13 protein-coding genes are annotated in these 24,417 nt (G+C 44.8%); all 13 read left to right on the plus strand.

Annotated features, from left to right (window positions below; all coding sequences use genetic code 11):
• Positions 1-10 precede the first annotated feature (10 nt).
• The 13 genes from B0I27_RS00570 (at position 11) to B0I27_RS17685 (ending at position 24,383) form a co-directional block, all read left to right on the plus strand.
• A complete protein-coding gene (locus B0I27_RS00570; protein ID WP_106290342.1) occupies positions 11-2,617 on the plus strand; it encodes a glycoside hydrolase family 31 protein in 2,607 nt (868 codons plus the stop codon).
• A gap of 43 nt (positions 2,618-2,660) precedes the next feature.
• Positions 2,661-3,617, plus strand: coding sequence for a glycoside hydrolase family 43 protein (locus B0I27_RS00575; protein ID WP_106290344.1), 957 nt, complete (start codon positions 2,661-2,663; stop codon positions 3,615-3,617).
• A gap of 39 nt (positions 3,618-3,656) precedes the next feature.
• The gene (locus B0I27_RS00580) at positions 3,657-6,065 is read left to right on the plus strand and encodes a glycoside hydrolase family 31 protein (RefSeq protein WP_106290346.1); all 2,409 of its coding nucleotides are present in this window, start codon (positions 3,657-3,659) and stop codon (positions 6,063-6,065) included.
• 224 nt (positions 6,066-6,289) lie between these two features.
• The gene (locus B0I27_RS00585) at positions 6,290-6,781 is read left to right on the plus strand and encodes a hypothetical protein (protein WP_106290348.1); all 492 of its coding nucleotides are present in this window, start codon (positions 6,290-6,292) and stop codon (positions 6,779-6,781) included.
• 389 nt (positions 6,782-7,170) lie between these two features.
• Positions 7,171-9,108, plus strand: a complete 1,938-nt coding sequence (locus B0I27_RS00590) for a sialate O-acetylesterase (RefSeq protein ID WP_106290350.1) — start codon at positions 7,171-7,173, stop codon at positions 9,106-9,108.
• Between the two features lie 222 nt (positions 9,109-9,330).
• Positions 9,331-13,533: a hybrid sensor histidine kinase/response regulator transcription factor gene (locus B0I27_RS00595; RefSeq protein ID WP_181276639.1), complete on the plus strand. Its 4,203-nt coding sequence runs from the start codon at positions 9,331-9,333 to the stop codon at positions 13,531-13,533.
• Positions 13,534-13,551: 18 nt separating this feature from the next.
• A complete protein-coding gene (locus tag B0I27_RS00600) occupies positions 13,552-15,981 on the plus strand; it encodes a DUF4982 domain-containing protein (protein WP_106290354.1) in 2,430 nt (809 codons plus the stop codon).
• Positions 15,982-16,137: 156 nt separating this feature from the next.
• Positions 16,138-16,437: an ArsR/SmtB family transcription factor gene (locus tag B0I27_RS00605; RefSeq protein WP_106290356.1), complete on the plus strand. Its 300-nt coding sequence runs from the start codon at positions 16,138-16,140 to the stop codon at positions 16,435-16,437.
• Positions 16,438-16,447: 10 nt separating this feature from the next.
• Complete coding sequence (locus tag B0I27_RS00610; protein ID WP_106290358.1) at positions 16,448-17,554, plus strand: NADH:flavin oxidoreductase; 1,107 nt, start codon at positions 16,448-16,450, stop codon at positions 17,552-17,554.
• Positions 17,555-17,681: 127 nt separating this feature from the next.
• Positions 17,682-18,389 (plus strand): carboxypeptidase-like regulatory domain-containing protein, encoded by a 708-nt coding sequence (locus B0I27_RS00615; RefSeq protein WP_106290360.1) that lies wholly within the window; start codon positions 17,682-17,684, stop codon positions 18,387-18,389.
• A gap of 96 nt (positions 18,390-18,485) precedes the next feature.
• Entirely contained in the window at positions 18,486-21,614 is a 3,129-nt protein-coding gene (gene lacZ / locus B0I27_RS00620) for a beta-galactosidase, LacZ type (RefSeq protein WP_106290362.1), read from the plus strand.
• A gap of 1 nt (position 21,615) precedes the next feature.
• Positions 21,616-23,658 carry a DUF2264 domain-containing protein gene (locus tag B0I27_RS00625; protein WP_106290364.1) on the plus strand — a complete coding sequence of 681 codons (2,043 nt, stop codon included), beginning with the start codon at positions 21,616-21,618 and terminating at the stop codon, positions 23,656-23,658.
• 83 nt (positions 23,659-23,741) lie between these two features.
• Complete coding sequence (locus tag B0I27_RS17685) at positions 23,742-24,383, plus strand: DUF1801 domain-containing protein (protein WP_106290366.1); 642 nt, start codon at positions 23,742-23,744, stop codon at positions 24,381-24,383.
• Positions 24,384-24,417: the final 34 nt, after the last annotated feature.

Genomic DNA, 24,417 nt, shown 5'->3' on the forward strand with positions numbered 1-24,417 from the left:
CGAGAATAAAATGAAAGCTACCATTCTGACCATATTACTGTTCCCGTTAATTGCGTTTAGTCAAACCTATGAAAAGTATGCCCTAAAAGATGACAGGCTGTCTATAGAGCTGTCGGAGGGTATTCTTCATTTAATACCGCTGTCTGAAAAAGTGATCAGAGTACAGCTGGAAAAAGGCGGGATGAGAGAAGAGCAGCAATTTGTGGTCATTAATAAGCCCATCAGTCCCAAGTTCAAGTACGCCGAAACGCCCTCCCAGCTGAGGCTAAGCACATCAGCTTTAACAGTTGTTTTCAACAAAGAAAGCGGGAGTTTGAATTTTCTGGACAAGCAGGGCAAAGTTTTCCTTAGCGAGAAGGCCGGTAGCAGAAGAATGGTGGCGGATACCGTCATGGGCGAGCCTTGTTTTGTCGCCGAACAGAGTTTTAACTCGCCTGAAGGGGAGAGTTTATTTGGGCTCGGTCAGTTTCAGGACGGGAATTTTGATCTTAAGAATGTCAGCAGGAAGCTTACGCAAGTGAACTCTCAAATAGCCATACCTTTTCTGTATTCTAGTAATAATTATGGAATTCTGTGGCATCAGTATGGCTTAACGCATTTTAATCCAACAGATCATGTTGTTTCACTGGAGAAAGCGGCTAGCTCCTCGAATGATAAAGGTGATGCGGAGGTAACAACGACTATGGGAACGCAACGTATATCTCAGCAACAGGCAGTGTACAACGGCAAGTTTAAGGTGGACAGAGACGGAGATTACTCGATTATGTTGGACCTGGGGGATATGGACAACCGCCATTTGGTCGTCATCGATGGCGTGCCGCTCATTGATCAGAGTAATTTATGGCTTCCACCGTCAGCAGGCAAGCTGGTAACTTTGAAAGCCGGGGAGCACAAGGTCCAGATCGTTTGCAAGGCTACCAACATACCCAGGTTTTCATGGAAGCCTGCTGAAAACCTGACAACCTTCCGCTCTCCTCATGCAAAGTCATTGGATTACATCGTGTTCCAGGGAGAGAATGCTGATGAGGTTATTGCCAACTATCGTCATTTAACCGGTGAAGTTCCGATGCTGCCATTGTGGGCCTATGGGTTCTGGCAGTGCAGGGAGCGTTATACATCCGGAACTCACCTGGTAGAGACAGTGAAGGAGTTCAGAAAGAGGCAGCTTCCGATGGACGTGATTGTGCAGGACTGGCAGTATTGGGGGAAATACGGTTGGGGGGTGCCTAAATTTGACGAGGCGAATTATCCCGAACCCGGCAAGTTTATTAAAGAGCTGCACGACCTGAATGCGAAGTTTTCTATTTCGGTTTGGGAAAATATCGATAGGAAATCGGAGGTAGCGAAAGCCTATCTGGACAAAGACTTATATATTCCCAATAGTCCGTGGATCGACATCTATAATCCGGAAACACAAAAGACTCACTGGAATGCTTTAAATACGAATTTGTTTACTTACGGAGTTGATTCCTGGTGGATGGACGCTACAGAACCGGAGAATGATGCGCTGAGAGGGAAGAAAACATATTTCGGACCAGGCGAGTTCTATCGTCTGACCTATCCCTTGTTTGTTAGCAAGGCCGTTTACGAGGGACAGCGCGCAACAGATCCCGGTAAGCGTGTAACGATCCTCACCCGCTCGGCCTTTTTGGGGCAACAGCGTTTTGGAACAATCAACTGGTCTGGCGATATTGGCTGGAACTGGGATACCTTCAAAAGACAGATCGTGGCAGGGCTCAATTTCAATATGACCGGGATGCCGTACTGGACGACAGATATAGGCGGTTTTTTCCGTCCGGGACAAGCGCAATACACGGATGAGAAATACCACGATATACTAGTGCGCTGGTTTCAATGGGGTGCTTTTAACCCTATATTCAGAATACATGGTTACCAATCGGAAACGGAGCCATGGAAATACGGTGAAAAGGTAGAGAGCGCCATGAGGAAGATGTTGAATCTGCGCTATCGCCTGATGCCGTACATATATTCTACGGGTTGGCAAGTCTCAAAAAATGGCTCAACAATGATGCGGCCATTAGTCATGGATTTTCATGCTGATCAAAATGCTGTTCGGCAGGGCTATGAGTATATGTTTGGCAAGTCAATGCTGATCGCTCCGGTTACAGAGCCCGGTATAAAGCAGTGGGGAGTTTACCTCCCTAAGTCGACGATCTGGTATGATCTGTGGACAGGCGAAGCGTTCGATGGCGGAAAAACGGTACAAGCAGATGCTTCCAATGATAAAATACCTGTATTTGTTCGAGCTGGTGCTATTATCCCTGTGGGAAAAGTGATGCAGCATACTGCTCAGGCACCTGCGGATACGTTGGATGTTCTGATTTATCAGGGGGCTGATGGAAGCTTTGAATTGTATGAAGATGAAGGGGATAATTATAATTACGAAAAGGGGAAATATACGACTATCCCGTTCACCTGGAATAACGCAACTAAGAAACTGACTATTGGGTCACGCCAAGGTTCATACTCGGGTAACCTGCAAAACAGGGTATTTAAGGTGAAGATAGTGAAACCGGGATCAGGTATTGAGGCGACTGAAGGTGCAGCAGGTAAGCTGATTGCCTATCGCGGTAAGCAGGTATCTATCAAATTATAAGTTGAATAGAAACTATTATTGATAAACATAAACGACCGATTATATGAAAGTAACAATTCTCAGCGCCGCGTTGGCGCTTGGCGCAATCTTTAGTGCCAAAGCTCAAAATCCTATTATCAAACACATCTTTACAGCTGATCCTGCACCGATTGTATACAACGACACTTTGTTTCTGTACACCAGTCATGATACCGCATCTGTAAAGGATACGAATTACAAAATGCCCGACTGGCATGTGTTTTCAACAACCGACATGGCTACCTGGAAGGATCATGGCGCTCTGTTATCTCCAAAAACTTTTTCCTGGGCAACCGGTGATGCGTATGCAGCGGAGTGTATCGAGCGGGATGGCAAATTCTACTGGTTTGTTTCCACTTTTCATAAAAAGGACGGTCGGAGTCAGGGTGGCGCAGCTATCGGGGTAGCGGTTTCGGACAGGCCTACCGGTCCTTTCAAAGATGCTATCGGACAAGCATTGATCATCAACGAAATGACAAAGGACCTGCCTCACGCCTGGGACGATATCGATCCAACCGTTTTGATCGACGACGATGGTCAGGCGTATATGTACTGGGGTAACGGTAGCTTAAAATGGGTGAAGCTTAAAAAGAATATGATCGAAATGGATGGTCCTATTACCACGCTAATGCCAAAGAATTTCATCGAAGGTCCATGGGTGTATAAGCGTAAAGGAATGTATTATCTGGTGTATGCCAGTGCAGGTACAAAGCCTGAAATGATCGAATATTGTACTGCAACAAGTCCTACAGGTCCATGGACCTACCGCGGAATTATTCAGGAAAATGTTCCGAACAGCTTTACAACACATCCGGGTATTATCGATTATAAGGGCAAGTCCTATTTCTTTTATCATAATGGGGTATTACCAACAGGGGGTAGCTACAGACGCTCCATTTGTGTAGACTATATGTATTACAATGAGGATGGTACCATTCAAAAAATTGTTCAGACGACAAAAGGTGTAGATCCAATTAAGTAAGAAAAAATTCTTTTGTGATTGACCATAAGAAGAATCAGCATGACTAAGGGCTTTTTATTTACAGCAATTTTCATATTCTCGGGTGCATTCCTTGCCTTACGAGCACAGACTTTTCAACGGACCGAAGCAGGCGTCAAAACGACGTTTGGTTCAGGTGAGGTTGAAATCCGGTTTTATTCCCCGTCGATTGTGCGGATTTTAAAGTCCCCTGGACCTGGCCTGGTAGCAAAGGAAAGTTTATCGGTGACTAAAACCCCGGAGAAAACGTCTTTCAGCGTGAAACAGGTGGGGGATGAGATCGAGTTGCGCAGTACTGAGATGATTGTGGTCTATAATCAAGAGAATGGTCAGGTCTCTTATAAAACTTCGAAGGAGAATAATCTTCTGAAAGAACAGGTTGCCGGGGCATCATTTACTCCTTTCAATGATGCAGGTAGCTCTACGCATACTGTGACGCAGGTATTTCAGCTTGAAAAAGATGAAAGTGTATATGGTTTGGGTTCACAGCAACAAGGGAAGATGGTTCAACGCAACCTCAGGATGAACATGGTCCAGGGAAATACAGATGATTACGTCCCTTTTCTACACTCTGTTAAAGGCTATGGTGTTTTTTGGGATAACTATTCACCAACGGTCTTCGAAGACAATGTAAAGGGAACAAGCTTCAGATCAGAAGTGGGTGAGGGAGTCGACTACTACTTCATGTATGGAGGGAACGCGGATGGGGTTATCGCGAAGATGCGTGATCTGACAGGGCAGTCGCCCATGTTCCCTCTCTGGACGTTTGGCTTCTGGCAGAGTAAAGAACGCTATAAAAGTCAGAATGAGCTCGTCGGTGTTGTACAAAAATACCGTGAGCTGGGGGTTCCCCTGGATGGTATTATTCAGGACTGGCAATACTGGGGTAACAATTATCTGTGGAATGGAATGGAGTTTCTGAATGGTGAGTTCTATAATCCAAAGAAGATGGTTGATGATGTACACGCCCTGAATGCCAGAATGATCATATCCATCTGGTCTTCTTTTGGTCCTCATACCAAGCCCTATCGAGAAATGGAGAAGCAAAATATGCTTTTGAACTTTGAAACTTGGCCACAGGCGGGCACAGATACCTGGCCGCCAAATATGGACTATCCTTCAGGTGTCCGGGTTTACGATGCATACAATCCCCTTGCACGCGATATCTACTGGAAATATCTGAAAAAGGGAATTTTCTCCCTCGGTATGGACGGGTGGTGGATGGATTCCACAGAGCCAGATCACCTCAGCTTTAAGCCAGAGGACTTTGACAATAAGACCTATCTGGGATCCTTCAGAAAGGTTAGAAATGCCTATCCGTTGATGACGGTAGGAGGAGTAGCGGAGCGTCAGAAAGCAGAGAGCCGTGAAAAGCGAGTTTTTATACTTACGCGTTCAGCATTCGCCGGTCAGCAGCGCTATGGGGCGAATACCTGGTCGGGTGATGTAACAGCATCCTGGCAGGCACTGCAAAATCAGATATCAGCTGGACTGAATTTTTCGCTAACGGGGATTCCCTATTGGAACAGCGATATAGGCGGCTTTTTTCTTTCCAAATTTCCCGCAAAGCTGAATGATCCTGAGTACCGTGAGTTATATGCCAGATGGCTTGAGTTTGCCGCATTTACTCCGATGATGCGCTCACATGGAGCAGACGCTCCACGGGAGATCTATCAATTTGGTAAAAAGGGAGATAGGGTTTATGATGCACTTGAGAAATTTATTCATCTGAGATATAGTTTGCTCCCTTATATCTATTCTACCTCCTGGGATGTGACGAATAAACAATCCAGTATGATGAGAGCCCTGATGATGGATTTCGCGTCGGATCATAAAGCCTTGAATATTAATGATCAGTTTATGTTTGGTAAGTCTTTCCTGGTGGCGCCTGTTACCGAGGCGATGTACATCGAGCGAGCGCAGGGAGCCGGGGTTCCGTCCGAGGATTTCAGCAAAGTCAAGGCTAAAGCTGTTTATCTTCCTCGAGGAACCAGCTGGTATGATTTCTGGACAGGCGAAAAAGTCGGCGGTGGCAGTACTGTGAATAAAGAGACCCCGATTGATATTATCCCCCTTTATGTCAGAGCCGGTTCTATTATTCCTTTTGGTCCCAAGGTGCAATATGCGGAAGAAAAGAAATGGGATAATCTGGAAATCCGGATATATCCCGGTGCGAGTGGATCCTTTACCTTGTATGAGGATGAGAACGATAATTATAATTATGAAAAGGGAGCTTATTCTACGATCACGTTTAACTGGGATGATGTGAAAAAGACTTTGGTCGTAAGTAACAGGAAAGGGTCTTTCCCGGGGATGCTGAAAGCCAGAAAGTTCAATGTTATTGTTGCCGGTGAACAAATGGATGGTGCTTCTAACGGTCAATTAGTAAACTATAACGGCAAAAAAGTGACTTTGAAGCTCAAAAGCTAGTGAGTTTTTGCAGACTTTCATTTCTGGTATTTCCGTGAAAATTTATTTTTAACATTTAAACATTGTCGACTATAGTCATTGAGAAAGGATTTATTTCGAGCAGGCTTAACTTTTTGATAATCGTGGTTGGAAGAGGGTGTATCACTACACAATGGTCACCCTTTCGCGGGCCTTTTTAAGAATGTCACCAAGATTGCTTATTTTTAGCTATAAATCTAAAGCGCATGAAAACGAACATTCCCGCCATTTTATTTTTGGTCTCCGCTGTTTTTTTCGGATGCGGCTCCGGCCAAGAAGGTAAACAGTCTCAGCAAAATAATGAAACTGCAGAAGATCTGATTAAGCAAACTCAGTGTTATGTTGCCATTGACGGTCCGGATACAGCCTACCTTAATTTGGACAGCCGTGCCGACGGTAAGATCAGCGGAAAATTGTTAATTGATTTTTCTGAAAAACCAGACAATGAAGGCGGTCTTGATGGAGAGTTCAAAGGTGATACTTTGTATGTAAATTACACGTTTACGACCGGGGAAAGTAAGACGATTTATAAAAATCCTCTTGCGTTTTTGAAAGATAACAATAGGCTGCTTCTGGGTGTCGGGGAAATCGAGTCTTATCTGGGCAAGTCTTATTTTAAGAAGGGGACTGCAATCGATTTTGAAAGGGGACGTTTTAAATTTGACCCGATCGATTGTCAGGATCAAAAGTTAAAATAACACATTTTACAGCAATATCTTTATTTTTTAAAATTCTTGTCAGCCATTGCCTATTCATGATCTGGGTGGGATGGTGCTGCTATGTTTGCAATTATCTACTTGACTGTCTTTGCTTTAAATAAAATGTCAAAGTTGGATGATGCTTGATTTAACATTTTTACCCAAACTATAACGAATGCTTTCGGTCACCAATTGTGATTCAATCTATCTTTACTTCCAGGAAATAGCCAAAGAACTTTTTATGTTGAGCCCGCGAGGTTAGAGAAAGGTACCTAAAAAGGTTTAGACCAGAAACCCATTCAGTTGGATATTTTCGAACAACTCACCAAAAGTAGAATAAATGCCATTGTATAACCGCTAATTTTTAAACACATATTCGCTACCCATTTATGAATCGGAATAAATTATTTTTTTTACTTTCCCTGAATTTTTTCTTTCTTCAAAGCACTTTCTCTCAGGTAACGCTTCCCCGGCTCATAAGGGATAGTATGGTGCTGCAGCGCGATACGAAGCTTAAAATATGGGGTTGGGCCTCGCCAGGTGAAAAGGTGAGCATTCGGTTTAACGGCAAATCGACATCAGTAATTGCCGCTTCTAATGGAAAGTGGAATGCTGTGCTTCCGGCGATGAAAGCTGGGGGACCTTATGTTATGAATATTAAGGGGAAAAATACCATTCAACTTAAAGATATTCTTATAGGAGATGTATGGCTTTGTGCCGGCCAGTCGAACATGGTGCACCAGATGTCATTACACAATATTACGTACGCTTCCGATATTGCAGAAGCGAACTATCCGGAGATACGGCAATTCTGGGTGGCGACAACAACCAGTCTAACCGGTCCTGAAAAAGATTATTCCAGCGGCAGCTGGAAGTGGGCTAATCCCACAAATGTTGATGACTTCTCTGCGGTCGCTTATTTCTTCGCGAGACAGATTTATCAGAAACATCGTGTGCCGATAGGAATAATTAATACGAGCGTAGGCGGTACTCCGATAGAGGCCTGGACCAGCGAAGATGGGTTGAAGGATTTCGCAGAGATCGCTGCAACCATCACAAGGAATAAAGATACATCGTATGTAAACGAAAGAAACCGACAAGCAGCTGCAAGTCAGAGGCGGCCCAGGACTATTGTCGACAAAGGGCTGACAGGTGAGTTGAAATGGTACGAGACCAATTATGTTCCGAAAGGCTGGCAGCGCATAAGCGTTCCCGGCTACTGGGAAGATCAGGGAGTAAGAGATCTGAACGGTGTCGTGTGGTATAGGAGGGAAATAGATATTCCCCAGGAAATGACCGGGGTCCCTGCAAAGATATTTTTGGGGAGAATAGTCGATGCCGATGTGGTATATGTTAATGGTAAGCAAATTGGACAAACGGGATATCAATACCCTCAAAGGAGATATTCTGTCGCGCCGGGGATTCTTAAGCCGGGTAAAAATATACTAGTTGTGCGGGTGCAGAATAACGGAGGTAAGGGAGGATTTGTACCAGATAAGCCTTATTTCGTAGAGGCGAATGGAAAGACTGTTGAACTTACGGGATACTGGCACTATAAGGTCGGCGAAGTTTATACACCTGTAAGACGAAGTAATGTTGAACCTATCTCTGCTCAAGGTCAACCGACCTCCCTGTTCAACGCGATGGTAGCTCCTGCGACTAATTTCGCCATAAAGGGGGTTCTCTGGTATCAGGGGGAAAGCAATTCAGGCAATGCAACGGAGTATTATAAACTACTACCCGCTTTAATCAAAGACTACCGACAAGTATTTTATCAGCCTTCACTTCCGTTTTTATATGTACAGCTTCCTAATTTTGGTGACGCCAACTATCTTCCAACTGAAGGGGGGTGGCCTATTTTGCGTGAGGCTGCTTTGCAGACATTAAGTGTGCCAAATACTGCCATGGCAGTGACGATAGATTTAGGCGAATGGAATGATATTCACCCGGATAACAAAAAAGATGTTGGAGAAAGGCTGGCCCTCGCGGCGAGAAAGCTTGTTTATAATGAACGGCATCTCGTTTCTTCGGGACCACTATTTAAATCATCACGAATAGACGGGAATAAAATAATCATTGATTTTGATCATGTGGGCAGTGGCTTGGTTGCAAGCGATGGCGAGGAACTTTCGCACTTTTCTATATCTGATGATAGTAAGAAATTCGTCTGGGCTAAGACCAGAATTGAGGGGAACAAGGTTATCGTTTGGGCGGAGGGAATGAATAACCCTAAGTATGTCAGATATGCATGGTCAGATAATCCTGCCGGTGCAAACCTCTATAATTCTGCTGGTTTACCTGCATCGCCTTTCAGAACGGACAAGTAATCATACTCTTTTACCGGCGCATGAGAATTTAAGGAAGTTATCCTTCCGCATTTATAATTGGCCAGACGGAAACACCTGAAAAAGACATTTGCTTTAAATGCCTCAAATTTATGTGTATTTTCGTTTGGCCAATTTTGTGTAGTTTGTAACTCTAATCAATTACCTTAACACATAAGAGTATCAGATAACGTCAAAATGGTATCTAAGAGGAGTCTTGTACCTATGTTGAACTGCTTAATATTCAAACCATTTTCCTGTTTCTGTATCCTGTTCTTATTTATCCTGCAAGGGATATACGCCCAAGAAAAAAAAATAAATTTCACGTCTCTGACATCTAAGGATGGTCTGTCGTCTAACGTTGTTACGGCGATTCTGAAGGATCGTTTTGGCATCATGTGGTTTGCCACCGAGGATGGGTTGAACAAGTATGACGGCACCAGTTTTACCGTTTATAGGCACATTGCCGGTGATAGTAGTAGCTTGCCGACAAATGAGGTGGTTGCTTTGCATGAAGACCGCTCGGGGACATTATGGATAGGCACCAATGGTGGCTCCATTTGTTCATATGACAGAAAAAAAGACAAGTTCAGAACACTGTCTTCTCATAAGGGATTCAATAGTAAAAATAATGTTATACGAGCAATTGCGAGTGACTATGCAAATAATCTATGGATCTCCAATGTTAATGGCTTAAGTGTATTAAATCCCAGCACGGGGAAGCTCAGTAATTTCTTGACCGGCCCCGTCAATAGTGGGCGTCTGGCAAGCAAGACCGTGCTGTGTATTTTTGAAGATAGCAAACGCCGAATATGGGTCGGGTCGGCAGATGGACTGTTTTTATACAACAGGGCGAAAAATTCCTTTTCTCAGTTCATAAATGTTCCGGGCGACGAAGGTAGTTTGCCAAGTAATGCGGTGAGAAGTGTGGAAGAGGACGCGAACGGCGTCATTTGGGTTGGTACGGATCGGGGACTTGGAATGCTATTGCCCGATGGGAGAAGGTTTAAAAGATTTCGTTATGGTGAAGGTCAAGGTGCAATAAGCAGCAGCGAGATTTACTCGGTAGTTGCAGACCGCAACGGTGGATTATGGTTAGGCACTGAGGACGGAATCAGTGTTTTGGACATTCATTCTGGGAAGGTCGATGTTTACAAGCCAGACAGTCGCAATATCTACAGCCTGGCAAGTAAATCAGTCCGTTATATTTATATTGACGACCTCGGCACGCATTGGGTAAGTACCTATAAAGGGGGTATCAATAAGTCAGATGTAAACCTCAACCTCTTCAACCTAAAGCGAAGCAACCCATTCGATGACCGGGGCTTGAGTTCGTCAAACGTAACATCTTTTGCGGAAGCTGCCAACGGCGATATTTTTATTGGAACAGATGGAGGTGGATTAAACTTATTTGATCGTCGCACCGGGCTGTTCCGTCATTTCGACTTGAAGCCAACAAATGCTGCTTCAGCTAAGCTGGCTATTCTTTCGCTTGAGATGAGCAAAGACGGTAAGCTATGGATTGGCACTTATGTTAATGGGCTCTTTGCACTTGATGTACGTACGGGTAAATATGAGCAATACGCTAAAAATGGAGTGGTTAAGGGCCTTATCAACAATAGTGTGTTCTGCTTAAAAGAAGATTCAAGGGGGAATATATGGATTGGCACCAACGGAGATGGTATAAGTGTCTATAACCCGGAGACAAAAGTTTTCAGATCAATATATAAAAACACATCTGCAGCAGGTACTCCCCGCTTACCTACCAACGGTTATATCCGGGCGATAGAAGAAGACAGCAGAGGGGATATTTGGATCGGCTCCCATGGTTCGGGCTTGGCTGTATTCAAACCCCAAAATGAATCTTTCAAACTCTATGATAAAACTAATAGCCGGCTTCCCAATAATGTAGTTCTGTCTGTCGTCATGGACAGGAACAAAAAGATATGGGTAGGCACGAGGGGAGGCCTAAGTTTGTTTAACGAAAAAACCGGTCAGTTTACTACTTATTCAGAAAAGGACGGATTATCAAATGCAGCAGTCTATGAAATTATAGAGGACGGAAGAGGGCTTTTATGGTTGAGCACCACCTCCGGAATTAGCAGTTTCGACCCGAAGACCAAGAAGTTCCATAATTATAATACTCACAACGGTGTTCAAAATAGTAATTTTAATAGCGGTGCAGGACTCAGGACTTTAGATGGTGAGCTGTTTTTTGGTGGTCAGGACGGTTTCAATCACTTCAATCCGGCAAACTTAAAAACGAATGTGGAAGTTCCATCTGTGTTGGTTACTGAACTGAAAGTGGACAACAAAGTGGCTGTTCCCGGTGAGGACTCGCCAATAGATGAACATATCACCGTTTCGCGAGATATTTATCTTGATTATGCTAAAAACTTCTCCCTGGATTTCGTCGCGTTGAGTTATGTTACTTCCCAACAATACCGGTATGCGTACATGTTAGAGGGCTTCGATAAGTCATGGAACCACGTCGGCCAATCCAGAACTGCGTCATACACCAACCTTGACCCTGGAGACTATATATTCAAGGTGAGGGCCTGCGATGCTGACGGAACGAAATGCGGGGAAGTCACATCGATTAGGATCCACGTAAAGCCACCATTCTGGATGACAATATATGCCTACATACTATATGTTGCTACAGCTCTTGGGATACTGCTATATGTACGATATCGAGGAATTCGAAATTTGAAAAGGAAATTCGAAGCAGAACAGGAAAGAAGCAAGGCAAAACAACTGCTCGAACAGGAACGAAAGGAAGCAGAACGGCTGCATGAACTTGATATGCTTAAAATCAAGTTCTTAACAAATTTAAGTCACGAGTTCCGTACTCCGATTTCTCTCATTATGGGTCCTGTCGATACTCTTCTATCGGAAGAAAAGTTTGAATCCGGCAGCAGCCACCTATTCATGATTAAGCGCAATGCCCGAAGACTATTGAATCTGGTGAATCAACTCCTGGACTTCCGGAAAATGGAGGAGCGGGAGCTAAAGTTGAGCTTATCAGAAGGTGAGTTTGTTTCTTTCGTGAAAGATGTCTCTGAATTATTCAGGGATCTCAGTTCACGGAAAAATATCGACCTGGTCTTTGAAAGCCAGCTCCACTATTTCAACACTTCTTTTGATCACGATAAACTGGAGCGTATCCTATTTAATGTACTTTCAAATGCGTTTAAGTTCACACCTGCAGGCGGAATCATCAAGGTAGAAGTGGAAATCCGCCATAGTGAAGATGCAGCGGTTGGCTCAGGCATAGTGGTTAAAATATCTGATACAGGTATAGGAATAGCACCTGACAAGAAGGATAAGGTGTTTAACCGGTTTTTCCAGGGAGATTCCAACACTTCAACACTAAACCAGGGTAGCGGAATTGGTTTATCGATTACCAAAGAGTTTGTAAAAATGCATGGTGGAAGTATAAGTGTGGTAAGCGAGCAGGGTAAAGGAAGCTCTTTTATTATTAATTTCCCGTTTGTGTCTGAAAATTTTGCTGAAAAAGCAATTGATAGTGTTACGGCACCAATTGCTGCAGAACAGCAATTCAATGATAATATTAAGGAACCCGAAACTCCGGTAGTTGAGGACGTACCTGAAAAGGAAGATTTATCAAAGACGGACGTGCCGACGGTTTTACTCGTTGAAGACAACGATGATTTCAGATTTTACCTTAAAGACAACCTGAAGAGTTTTTACCGCGTTTATGAGGCCTCTAATGGTAAAGAGGGCTGGCAGAAGGCGCTCGCGCATCATCCACAGATCATTGTTAGCGATATAAGTATGCCTTTTATGGACGGAATAGAACTTTGCAACAAAGTTAAAGCTGACAAACGCACCAGTCATATTCCAATCATTTTGTTAACAGCCCTCACGGGCGAAGAGGAACAAATCAGGGGCTTACAAACAGGGGCAAACGATTACATGACGAAGCCATTCAACTTTGAAATCCTGAACGCTAAGATCAAAAACTTGCTCGTCCTTAACCGGACACTGAAAGATACCTATACTAAGCAGATCAAAGTGCAGGCTCCCGAATTGGTGATTGAATCGCAGGGAAACATATTACTCAATAAGATTATGCTGTATCTGGAAGAGAATCTGAATAATCCGAAATTGTCTGTAGAAGACCTCAGCAGACATGTGGGGATGAGCAGAGTATCTTTATATCACAAGATCTTAGAACTTACCGGCCAGTCTCCGGTGGAGTATATCCGTTCAATCAAATTGGAAAGAGCTGCGGTTCTGTTGGAGAAAAGCGATCTGAATATTGCGCAAATTTCCTATATGGTAGGGTTTGCCACACCTAACTACTTTGCGAAATCCTTCAAAGCCCGCTTCAATATGCAGCCGTCTGAATACATGGCAGCTAAGCGGAAAGGTGCAGAGGGTAAGGTAAGGATGGAAAAGTAAAACTTTAAACTCTATAGTATGTCCCAAAAGCAATCTTTATTTGTTCTGACCCTTTTTATGGTATCTCTCGCTGCTAACTCTCAGGTTCGCATTGTCACGGAATTAAGCAAGGGTTGGAAGTTTGAAAAAGGTCAGAACGACCAGGCCTATCAGGTGGAGTTTAATGATAAGAATTGGGAAAACGTCAGTGTTCCGCATGACTGGGCAATCTACGGTCCTTTCGATAAGGAGATCGATAAGCAAACGGTGGCCATTGTGCAAAACGGGGAGGAAATTCCGACGGAGAAAACCGGCAGAACAGGCTCCCTGCCCTATATTGGCCAAGGCTGGTACAGAAACCAGTTTGCGCTCCCCGATTATAGTCCCGGGCAAAAGGTAATGATCGTGTTTGAGGGCGCTATGAGCGAACCCAGGGTTTTTATAAACGGAAAAAAAGTGGGGGAATGGAATTTTGGTTATAACTACTTCTATTTTGATATCACGGAACATATCGAAGCCGGAAAAAAGAACCTGTTAGCCGTTCAGCTGTCTAACAGGGGGCTATCATCGCGCTGGTACCCGGGAGCCGGCTTATATAGAAAGGTTCAGATCGTAGTAAAAGATCAAGTAAGTATCGATCAATGGGGTACCTATATAACAACCCCGTTTATATCCTCCGAGCTCGCTAAAGTAAATATCAAAACAAAGGTGTCGGGGCAGGACGCCCGTTTGGTTACCTCTATCATCAATTCCGAAGGAGAGACAGTTGCGACGCAAAGTAGTGATATGCCTTATGGTAAAGAGTTCGACCAAAATCTTGCTGTAGACAATCCAAAGCTATGGAGTCCTGAAACACCCTATCTCTATAAAGCCGTCACGAAACTATATGTAGGAAACGATCTGAAAGATGAAACGACCACTAGATTCGGGATCCGGGAGATCAGTTACACAGCGGCTAAGGGCTTTAGCCTTAACGGTGAGGTGCGTAAGTTTAAAGGCGTGTGCCTTCACCATGATCTTGGCCCCCTCGGAGCGGCGATCAATGTAGCGGCTCTGCGCAGACAGCTACGGATTCTAAAGGACATGGGGTGTGACGCGATAAGAAGTTCGCATAATATGCCTTCCATTGAACAACTAGAGCTATGCGACGAGATGGGTTTTATGTTTCTAGCGGAGTCTTTTGATGAGTGGGCCAAACCAAAAGTGAAAAATGGATATAACCGCTTTTTCAATACCGATTCGGAAAAAGATATTGTCAATCTTGTACATGCTACCCGGAATCATCCCTCAATAGTGATGTGGAGTTCGGGGAATGAAGTGCCGGATCAGTATGGTGCCGAAGGCGTAAAACGCGCAAAATGGCTGCAGGAGATTTTCCATCGCGAGGATCCAACCCGGCCGGTGACGGTAGGGATGGATCAGGTTAAGGCGACAATGGCGTCGGGCTTCGGCGCTTTGCTGGATGTGCCTGGCCTAAACTATCGTACTCATCTTTACGAAGATGCATATAAGTCTTTTCCACAAGGGTTCATTCTTGGCTCTGAAACTGCTTCTACCGTAAGCTCAAGGGGGGTGTATAAGTTCCCTGTGGTGAAAGGAATTGAGAAAACTTATGCTGACAATCAATCATCATCCTACGATCTGGAGTATTGCAGCTGGTCAAACCTTCCTGAGGATGATTTTATTTTTGAAGACGATAAGCCCTGGGTTATAGGACAATTTGTATGGACAGGTTTCGACTATCTTGGTGAGCCCACGCCGTATGATAATTTTTGGCCATCAAGGAGCTCCTATTTCGGAATAAATGATCTGGCAGGTTTACCCAAAGATCGTTTCTACCTCTATCGCAGCAAGTGGAACAAAAAGGATGAAACCCTGCATATCTTGCCTCACTGGAACTGGGAGGGAAGAGAAGGGCAGACAACGCCGGTGTTTGTTTATACCAATTATGACAGTGCAGAGCTGTTTATAAATGGTAAGAGCATGGGCGTGCAGAAAAAAAATAGTTCAAGCCCTCAGAGCAGATACCGTCTGATGTGGATGGATGTCAAATATGAACCAGGAACCCTGAAGGTTATTGCTTACGACAAAGAGGGAAATGCCGCTGCCGAAAAATCGGTGATAACAGCGGGCAAACCAAGTAAGCTTGTACTTGAAGCAGATCGTACCGAGCTTGATGCAGATGGGAGAGATATGTCCTTTATTACTGTTTCTGTCGTGGATGAGAAGGGGAATCCTTGTGAGACCGCAAACAACCAGCTGACTTTCAGCGTTAGCGGCAACGGAACGTACCGTGCGGCGTGTAATGGCGATGCGACTTCCTTAGAGCAGTTTCATCTTCCTACAATGAAACTGTTTAACGGAAAGCTGGTAGTTCTTGTGCAGTCGGGCAATAAAGCAGGCCCTATCAAATTATCTGTCAAGGGAAGTAAATTAAAGTCTGCTGAACTTGCTCTTAGGGCAAGATAGAAGTTCATAGTATTCGCTGTCTAAATAGTAAATCTTCTAAATATCGCCTTCTAAAAAAGCTTCAATGGAAAGAAGCGTCCGTTTTCTAATTCAATCCTTGTGTCATTTCTTAAAACAAGAACGATATATCGGGAAATTCCGATATATCTTTGTGCCATGGATCAGGTAGAAATTTTTAAAGCGCTTTCAAACAAAACCAGGTTACAGATCCTCATTTGGCTTAAGGATCCCGAGGGGAATTTTCCCGATCAGGACCAATATGGCTTCGATAATGGAGTTTGCGTTGGCCAGATACAAAAGAAGGCCGGACTTACGCAGTCGACTGTTTCAGAATACTTATCAGTGCTTCAAAGGGCCGGCCTTGTGAAGTCTACAAGGATAGGACAGTGGACTTATTACCAGCGGAACGAAGAAGCTTTCGCCGCATTGAGCCAACTCCTTCAAACGGATATATAATTTTTCAAGAATGAAAACAGACAGCTTATTCAGGCCTTTCAGCCTGAAATCATTAAATCTTAAGAACCGCATTGTTATGGCACCGATGACGCGTTCTTTTTCTCCTAACGGAGTTCCTACGTCAGACGTTGCGAAGTATTATCAAAAAAGAGCAGAAGGCGATGTAGGCCTCATCTTGTCCGAAGGTACGGTTATAGAACGTCAGGCATCATCAAATGATCCGAATGTTCCTCATTTTTACGGAAATGACGGACTTAATGGTTGGCAAAACGTTGTCAACGGTGTTCATCAGGCAGGTGCAAAGATGGCGCCACAGATATGGCATATGGGCGTTATGGATCCCCACCCTTCTGGCTGGCTTCCTTCTGCGCCTTTTGAAGGTCCGTCGGGCATGGGCCGTCCGGGCTTTGTAAATGGAATCTCCATGACTGACTCCGATATTGCTGATACGATTTCCGCATTCGGACGCGCAGCCGCTGACGCTAAAAGGCTGGGTTTTGACAGTGTAGAGCTTCATGGAGCGCACGGCTACCTTATTGATCAATTCTTTTGGGAAGAGACAAATAGGCGCAGTGATATCTGGGGAGGAAACACTCTTGCAGAACGGTCCCGGTTTGCAGTAGAGGTAACCAAAGAGGTGCGCAAACAGGTAGGCGATGATTTTGCCCTAATCCTGCGTATTTCACAGTTTAAGCCCTCATTGTATACCAACCAACTTGCCAAGTCTCCACAGGAGATCGAAGCCTGGTTAAATCCCTTAGCCGAGGCGGGAATCGATATATTCCATTGTTCTCAGCGTCGCTTTTGGGAGCCAGAGTTCGAAGGATCAGACTTGAACTTTGCCGGATGGGTGAAAAAAGTTACCGGAAGTGCAACAATAACCGTCGGTTCGGTAGGCCTGACAGGTGAGTTTCTGGCAGCCTTTGCTGGAGAAAGCTCTCAGCCAAGTTCCCTTGATGAGCTTCTTCGCCGTATGGACCGAGGAGACTTTGATCTTGTGGCTGTTGGCAGACCTCTGTTATCTGATCCGAAATGGGTTAAGAAGATCTATGAGCAACGCACAAATGAGTTGAAGGGCTTTACAAAAGATGCGCTTACAGAACTCGTAATGGAATAAAAAGGAGTAGACACGTCATGTTTCATGACGAAGAGTCTTCCGATTGAGCACCCGTGTGAAAGAATGTTAAATTTCTTCTTCCTGTTTTTTTCTTAGGTATCTTTATGTAAGCCTTAAACCGGAAGAAATGAAATTTAATCTGCTTTTTGTGGTGCTTTTTTTTCGTATAAGTGTGCTGATGGGGCAGCAACAACTCGTAGGTACAGTTGTCGATTCTGCGTCCAGGTTGCCATTAAAGAATGTAACCGTTCACAATCAGACGCTGAACACCAAAGCTTTCTCAGATGCAGAAGGAAAGTTCTCTATAGCTGCTCAGCCAGGTCACTCCATATCGTTTTCGATGTTTGCTCATCAAACTCAGACCATAGGGCTGAACACTCTCCAGCCTCTTAAGGTATTTTTATCTCCCAAAGTCAACCTTCTCCAGGAAGTGGAAGTCAGACACCTCAAGACGTCACCATCATCCTGGCAAAGTCCCGTTTTTCATGGGCAGTCCATGGTTTATAAAAAAGAATATGACGACCCATCAGCCGGAGGCGTTGTGTTCAGGGTCTGGTATTGGAAAAAAGACGAGAAGCGCAGGAAGAAGCGTCTCGAAGCAGAGAAAATGAGGTCTGTTGAAAGCCGTGTTAAAGAGATTTTTAGTCCGCTTAATATCGGCCTTCACGTTCCGCTTAGGGGAGAAGATTTGAATAACTTCATCTGGCGCTATACCCCCTCTCCTGAGACTTTTAGCAGTTCAAACTTTGAGCTGCTATTATACCTGAACGATAGTTACAAGGAGTTTCAGAATCTGCCTGCCAGTGAAAAAATGATTCCAAAACTGAGTAAATAACATATCTACCACTTTATCCCCTTCTTATTGTTATTTACCCCCCTTGCTTTCTCGAAAATAAGTGCATTTTTGTACCTCAATTATATACCTAAATTAATGAAGACAAGCAAATTGTTGCAACTCCTTGTTGTTCTATCTTTGATGATTAGTCAGGCCTTCAGTCAATCCCAAAACAACGACTGGGAAAATCCGAGGCTAGTCGAGTTTAACAAAGAAAAGCCCAGAGCCACCTTTATGCTGTTTGATCATGCTGCCGATGTGAAGGCAGACGTCTACAGTAAATCCCAATGGCACAAAACTTTAAATGGTACATGGAAATTTGTGTACACAGACAAGTATGCAAACCGACTCACGGACTTTTACCGTGACGATCTGAATGATAAAACATGGGCCGATATCCCAGTTCCTTCCAACTGGGAACTGAAAGGGTTTGGTGTTCCAATCTATACCAACGTTGTCTATCCACATCCCAGAAATCCACCCTTTATCGGCGAGAATAACCCGGTAGGGACCTATAGGCGAACGTTTACGGTTCCGGAGAACTGGAGCGGTCGCGAAGTACTTCTGCATTTCGCATCCATATCCGGATACGCTGAAGTCTATGTGAATGGTAAGCGTGTCGGAATGTCGAAGGTTTCCAAATCACCCGCCGAATTTAACATTACAAATCACCTCAAAAAAGGGGATAATGTTTTAGCGGTACAAGTATTCCGTTGGCATGACGGAAGCTATTTGGAAGATCAGGACTTTTGGCGCCTGAGCGGTATAGAAAGGGACGTGTTCTTGGTCGCCGTTCCTAAAGTCAGCGTCTGGGATTTCTTCGTCAAAGCAGATCTCGACAATCAGTACAAAAACGGCGTGCTGACAGCTTCGATAGATTTGAGGAAGTTCACAGGTGCCAGTACTAAGGTCGCTACGGTCAATGTTGCCGTGGTGGATAAGAGTGGTAAGACCGTATTTACTCAGGATCAGAAGCTTGACATTAAGTCTGATGTCAATACCGCTAATTTCAGCGGAACAATTAATAATGTTTCAAAATGGAGCGCCGAGTCTCCTGCGTTATACGACTTTATCATCACCACTAAAGATGAAAAGGGAACCTCGTTAGGTGTAACAGGTTCGAAGATAGGATTTCGCAAAGTGGAGATCAAGAATGCTCAACTGATGGTAAACGGTATGTCTATACTGGTCAAAGGAGCCAACCGGCATGAACATGACGATGTAAACGGGCGGGTGCCAAGCCGAGAGCTCATGGTTAAGGACATACAACTCATGAAACAATTTAACCTCAATTCGGTACGTACAAGCCATTATCCCAACGATCCGTTGTGGTATAAGCTGTGTGATCAATACGGACTCTACGTCGTAGATGAGGCTAATATTGAAACACATGGTATGGGTGTATCATATGACCGGTGGTTAGACAAATCAAAGCATCCCGCTTATCTTCCCGAGTGGGCACCTGCTCACATGGACCGCATCGAAAGATTAGTCGAGCGGGATAAGAATCACGCGTCTGTGATCATCTGGTCTCTAGGGAATGAATGCGGAAACGGGCAGGTGTTCTTTGATGCCTACAAGTGGATCAAAGAACGTGACAATACTCGCCCTGTGCAGTTTGAGCAGTCAGGTGAAGATTCGAATACCGATATTGTTTGCCCTATGTATCCCTCGATTGAATACATGAAAAGCTATGCAGCTGCAAACAAAGAACGCCCTTATATCATGTGTGAGTACGCTCACGCTATGGGTAATAGCAGCGGAAATTTTCAGGAGTATTGGGATATTATCATGAGCAGCAAGCACATGCAGGGTGGCTTTATCTGGGACTGGGTAGACCAGGGTATCAAGACCACTTCGCCGGATGGAAAGATATTCTGGGCTTACGGGGGAGATCTCGGCGGTTACCATCTGCAAAACGATGAAAACTTCTGCGCCAATGGCCTGATTTCTGCCGACCGTATACCACATCCAGGGCTGTATGAAGTTAAGAAGGTCTACCAGAATATACTCTTTAAGAACAGCGACCTTGCTGCTGGAACCATCAATATTCACAATCTTTTTGATTTTACAAACCTTGACCAATTCGACTTCAAGTGGGAGTTGTACCGCAATGGTGAGAAAATCAAGGAAGCTCCATTTATAGTTAGCCTGGCACCACATCAGCAGAAAAAGGTAAAGTTGCAACTTCCTTCTATGAAGTCTCTTCCCGGAACGGAGTATTATCTGAACGTTTATGCTTACACCAAACAAGCTGATGAGCTTGTCCCTGCCGGACATGAGATCGCCAGAGAGCAGTTCAAGTTAAACGGCGACTATTTCCAGTTTGAATCAAAAAACAATAGCCGTCTGGTGGTATCAAAAGAGAATAACATACTTAAGCTGACAGCGGGGGATGTGCTTACGGAGTTCGATACTCGCAGTGGACGGATCATCAGGTTTGGCGCTAAGGACGGCTCCCGCCCTATTATTCAGTTCCCGGAACCACATTTCTGGAGGGCACCGACAGACAATGACTTTGGCAGCGGAATGCAGGTCCAACTTGGTATCTGGAGAACAGCACATGTTAACAGGCTTGTTAAGAACATTACAGTAGGGCAGGAGAGCTCTGCTGGAATCCCCGTGAAAGTAGAGTATGAGCTTTCCGGTGTTCAGGTGCCGTATACAATAGAGTATCTTTTCAAGAACGATGGTGCCATCCAGGTCACTGCTTCCATGGACATGTCGGGCAGGGAGCTGCCTGAACTTCCGAGGTTCGGAATGACCATGGAGCTGCCAGGTGCATTCTCTACGCTAAGCTATTACGGTAGAGGGCCGTGGGAGAACTACAGTGATCGTAAAGCCTCTTCGTTTGTTGGCCGTTATAAAGATCAGGTTGAAAACCAGGCTACCTGGACTTACATACGCCCTCAGGAAAACGGGTATAAAACAGATGTTCGTTGGCTGAGTCTGACCGATGGGAAAGGAAAGGGTATCCACATCGAAGGTTTGCAACCACTCGGCTTCAGTGCGCTGAATAATCGCACAGAAGACTTTGACCCCGGATTGACCAAGAAACAGCAGCATCCAACAGACATCAAGCCACGTCAAAATGTTTTTTTAAACGTCGATCTGAAGCAGCGCGGTGTAGGTGGCGATAATAGCTGGGGTGCACTTCCTCATCAGCCATACCGCCTGCTGGAGAAGCAATATTCATATAGCTATATCATCAGACTGCTTAACTAAGATGACGAAATACGCTTCTCTTCTATTTTGCGCACTGTTGTCCCTATCGGGCATCGGTGCGCTTGCAGTTAGCCCTGATAGCATATCCAGCCTCAAAGAAGGTGTTTCTGGTAAACAGATCTTTCGGATTAACAGACCCGACTTGAATCGAAGCCCTTATACGGGCATAACGCGGAAGCACTGGAAAGAAGCAGCATTGTACCTGCTGAGTGGGGCCTTCGACTATGTGAAAACGGCCGATGACCCGATGAGGTTCCCGAAGCAGCCGGGCAAAAGTTACCCTCAGGATGGGAAACCAAACCGGACCGAGAACCTGGAAGGGCTATGCCGAACCATGTTCATGGCCGCTCCGCTCCTGAAAGATGATCCTTCACTGCAAATCAACGGCTTGGGTATTGGTCCATATTACCGTCATCAATTAAACTTGCTGCTCGACTCCACCAGCAAGTCTTATGTTCCCCGAAGGGCTAAGAATGGTGGTCCGAGTCAGACACTCGTAGAGTTTGGCGGTCTTTCTGTTTCCCTCTTTTCCGCCCCTGAAGTATTCTGGGATCCGCTTCCAAAAGCAGTAAAAGACTCACTCGCCTCAACGATGCTCAGTTATGGAAACGGACCCACTATTGACATGAACTGGAGATTCTTCAATATTTTCATTATGAGCTTCTTCAAAAGCCGGGGGTACGAGGTGAACGAAGCTTACCTGAAAGATTTGCTCGAGAAATCCCTGGCCGATTATAAGGGGGAGGGCTGGTATACAGACAGTCCATATTATGATTATTATAGTATGTGGGCATTCCAGATGTATGGAATGTTATGGACGGAATACTTCGGGAAAGAACATTATCCCGCATACGCAGACAGGTTCATGAAAAACTTCAACGGTTTGCAGTACAATTATCCCTATATGTTTGCCAGAAGCGGGGAGATGATCATGTGGGGCCGAAGCATTGCTTACCGTATGGGAGCAGCAGTTCCCTTTCCGCTGATGGGATTTACAAATGATCCCTCAATCAATTATGGATGGATGCGGCGCATTGCTTCCGGATCGCTCCTTCAATTTGTGAGAAGTCCCGAATTGCTGCAAGACGGTATCCCAACGTTAGGCTTCTATGGTGCGTTCGAGCCGGCTGTACAACAATACAGCTGTCGTGGAAGCGTCTTCTGGATGGGTAAGTTATTTCTGGGACTATTTGTGCCAGAAACAAGCGCTTTCTGGACAGCTCAGGAAAATGAAGGAGCCTGGGAGACCGAACTTAAAAAAGGGCAGGTTTATAACAAATTTGCAGAGGGTTCCAATATCCTCGTTACAGATTATCCAAATATTGGTGCTGCCGAAATCAGAGCATGGTGTTATAGCAAGACCCAGGGTTACTATCAGGGAACAGAAAACTATAACCGTCTGTCCTACAACAGTGCCTTCCCATGGCAGGCCGACGGTCCAAACGGTGAAGTCGCGATGAATTATGTGGTCAAAAACAGGGAAGCTAAGTGGGAAGCTTTCAGAATGTTCAGCTTTAAAAAGTACGAGGACGGGATTTATTACAGGGACGCGGTGCTTGCTTCTGATGAGCAGGTAAAGATGAATCTTGCAGACATCACCCTTCCGAACGGGATACTGCGTATTGACCGGAATACCAGCACTGTTCCAACAGAACTCAGGCTGGGTCATTACGCTTTACCTGCTTTGAACGGTGCAGTCAAAACCCGAACGCTGAAGATAAAGGGTTTGGAGGCGCTGATCATGGATAACGGCGTCTACCAGCTGGCTCTTGTGCCGTTAAAAGGTTGGGGAAAGCATGAAATAGTAAAGGCTGAAGGACTCCATCCGGAAGCAAAAAATAGTGTAGTTCTCAATGTATCCGACAGGTATGTGCCTCAAGGAAAACAAGAAGGTGTTTATGCCACGCTACTGCTTTGGAAAAAGTCGGGAGAAACATGGAGCAACGATGAGCTCCTGCCTGTTAAACAGCTAAGCTACTCGCCGGTCAGCAATCAGGTCAGCATAACATTTAAAAACAACGGAAGGAAAGTTGTTACTTTTTAGCCCGGCGTGCTGTGTTGTAACTCCCATTAGAAATTAGCTATATTCAGTTAACTGGTCGAGGATATATTTAAGGTCGTAAAGAGATGGATAAAACGTTTAATGACACTGAATCTTACATCAGTAGCTTTCCTGAAAATGTACGACTGATCCTACAGCAGCTTCGGTCGGCCATAAAGGAAGCTGCACCCGAAGCCGAAGAGACGATTAAATACGACATGCCAACCTATGTTCAGCATGGTAATCTTGTTCATTTTGCTGCTTACAGGAACCATATTGGATTTTACGCCACACCGACAGGACACGCCGCATTTGAGCAACAGCTCTCCGGATACAAAAGTGGAAAAGGTTCGGTGCAGTTTCCAATTGAAGAAGCACTACCCCTGGAGCTGGTTAAAGAGATAGTCCGGTTCAGGGTATTGGAAAACAAAGAAAAAATCCAAAAGAAAAAAAACCTCCGAGTGTGTAAAAAGGGGCATCAATACTATAAGAGCAGCGACTGTCCGATTTGTCCCATCTGTGAAAAGGAATCTGAGCGACCCGAGAGCTTTCTCTCTTTTTTGAGCGCCCCGGCCCGGCGGGCGCTGGAGAGTAAAGGAATAGGAAGCGAAGAAACCCTCTCCCAGTACAAAGAAAAGGAGATCTTACAGCTTCATGGCTTAGGAAAGACTTCTTTGCCTCCTCTTCGGGAGGCGCTTTCAAAAAAAGGACTTAGTTTCAAAGAATAGCGAAATGCGAAACCGGACAATAATCAACCCCTCT

The organism is Arcticibacter pallidicorallinus, assembly GCF_003002875.1.
Lineage (GTDB): Bacteria > Bacteroidota > Bacteroidia > Sphingobacteriales > Sphingobacteriaceae > Arcticibacter > Arcticibacter pallidicorallinus.

Coding starts and splice junctions, on each gene's coding strand:
- B0I27_RS00570 (WP_106290342.1), top strand. CDS start 11: ATGAAAGCTACCATTCTGACCATATTACTGTTCCCGTTAATTGCGTTT.
- lacZ (WP_106290362.1), top strand. CDS start 18,486: ATGAAGACAAGCAAATTGTTGCAACTCCTTGTTGTTCTATCTTTGATG.
- B0I27_RS00600 (WP_106290354.1), top strand. CDS start 13,552: ATGTCCCAAAAGCAATCTTTATTTGTTCTGACCCTTTTTATGGTATCT.
- B0I27_RS00590 (WP_106290350.1), top strand. CDS start 7,171: ATGAATCGGAATAAATTATTTTTTTTACTTTCCCTGAATTTTTTCTTT.
- B0I27_RS00585 (WP_106290348.1), top strand. CDS start 6,290: ATGAAAACGAACATTCCCGCCATTTTATTTTTGGTCTCCGCTGTTTTT.
- B0I27_RS00580 (WP_106290346.1), top strand. CDS start 3,657: ATGACTAAGGGCTTTTTATTTACAGCAATTTTCATATTCTCGGGTGCA.
- B0I27_RS00575 (WP_106290344.1), top strand. CDS start 2,661: ATGAAAGTAACAATTCTCAGCGCCGCGTTGGCGCTTGGCGCAATCTTT.
- B0I27_RS00605 (WP_106290356.1), top strand. CDS start 16,138: ATGGATCAGGTAGAAATTTTTAAAGCGCTTTCAAACAAAACCAGGTTA.
- B0I27_RS17685 (WP_106290366.1), top strand. CDS start 23,742: ATGGATAAAACGTTTAATGACACTGAATCTTACATCAGTAGCTTTCCT.
- B0I27_RS00610 (WP_106290358.1), top strand. CDS start 16,448: ATGAAAACAGACAGCTTATTCAGGCCTTTCAGCCTGAAATCATTAAAT.
- B0I27_RS00595 (WP_181276639.1), top strand. CDS start 9,331: ATGTTGAACTGCTTAATATTCAAACCATTTTCCTGTTTCTGTATCCTG.
- B0I27_RS00625 (WP_106290364.1), top strand. CDS start 21,616: ATGACGAAATACGCTTCTCTTCTATTTTGCGCACTGTTGTCCCTATCG.
- B0I27_RS00615 (WP_106290360.1), top strand. CDS start 17,682: ATGAAATTTAATCTGCTTTTTGTGGTGCTTTTTTTTCGTATAAGTGTG.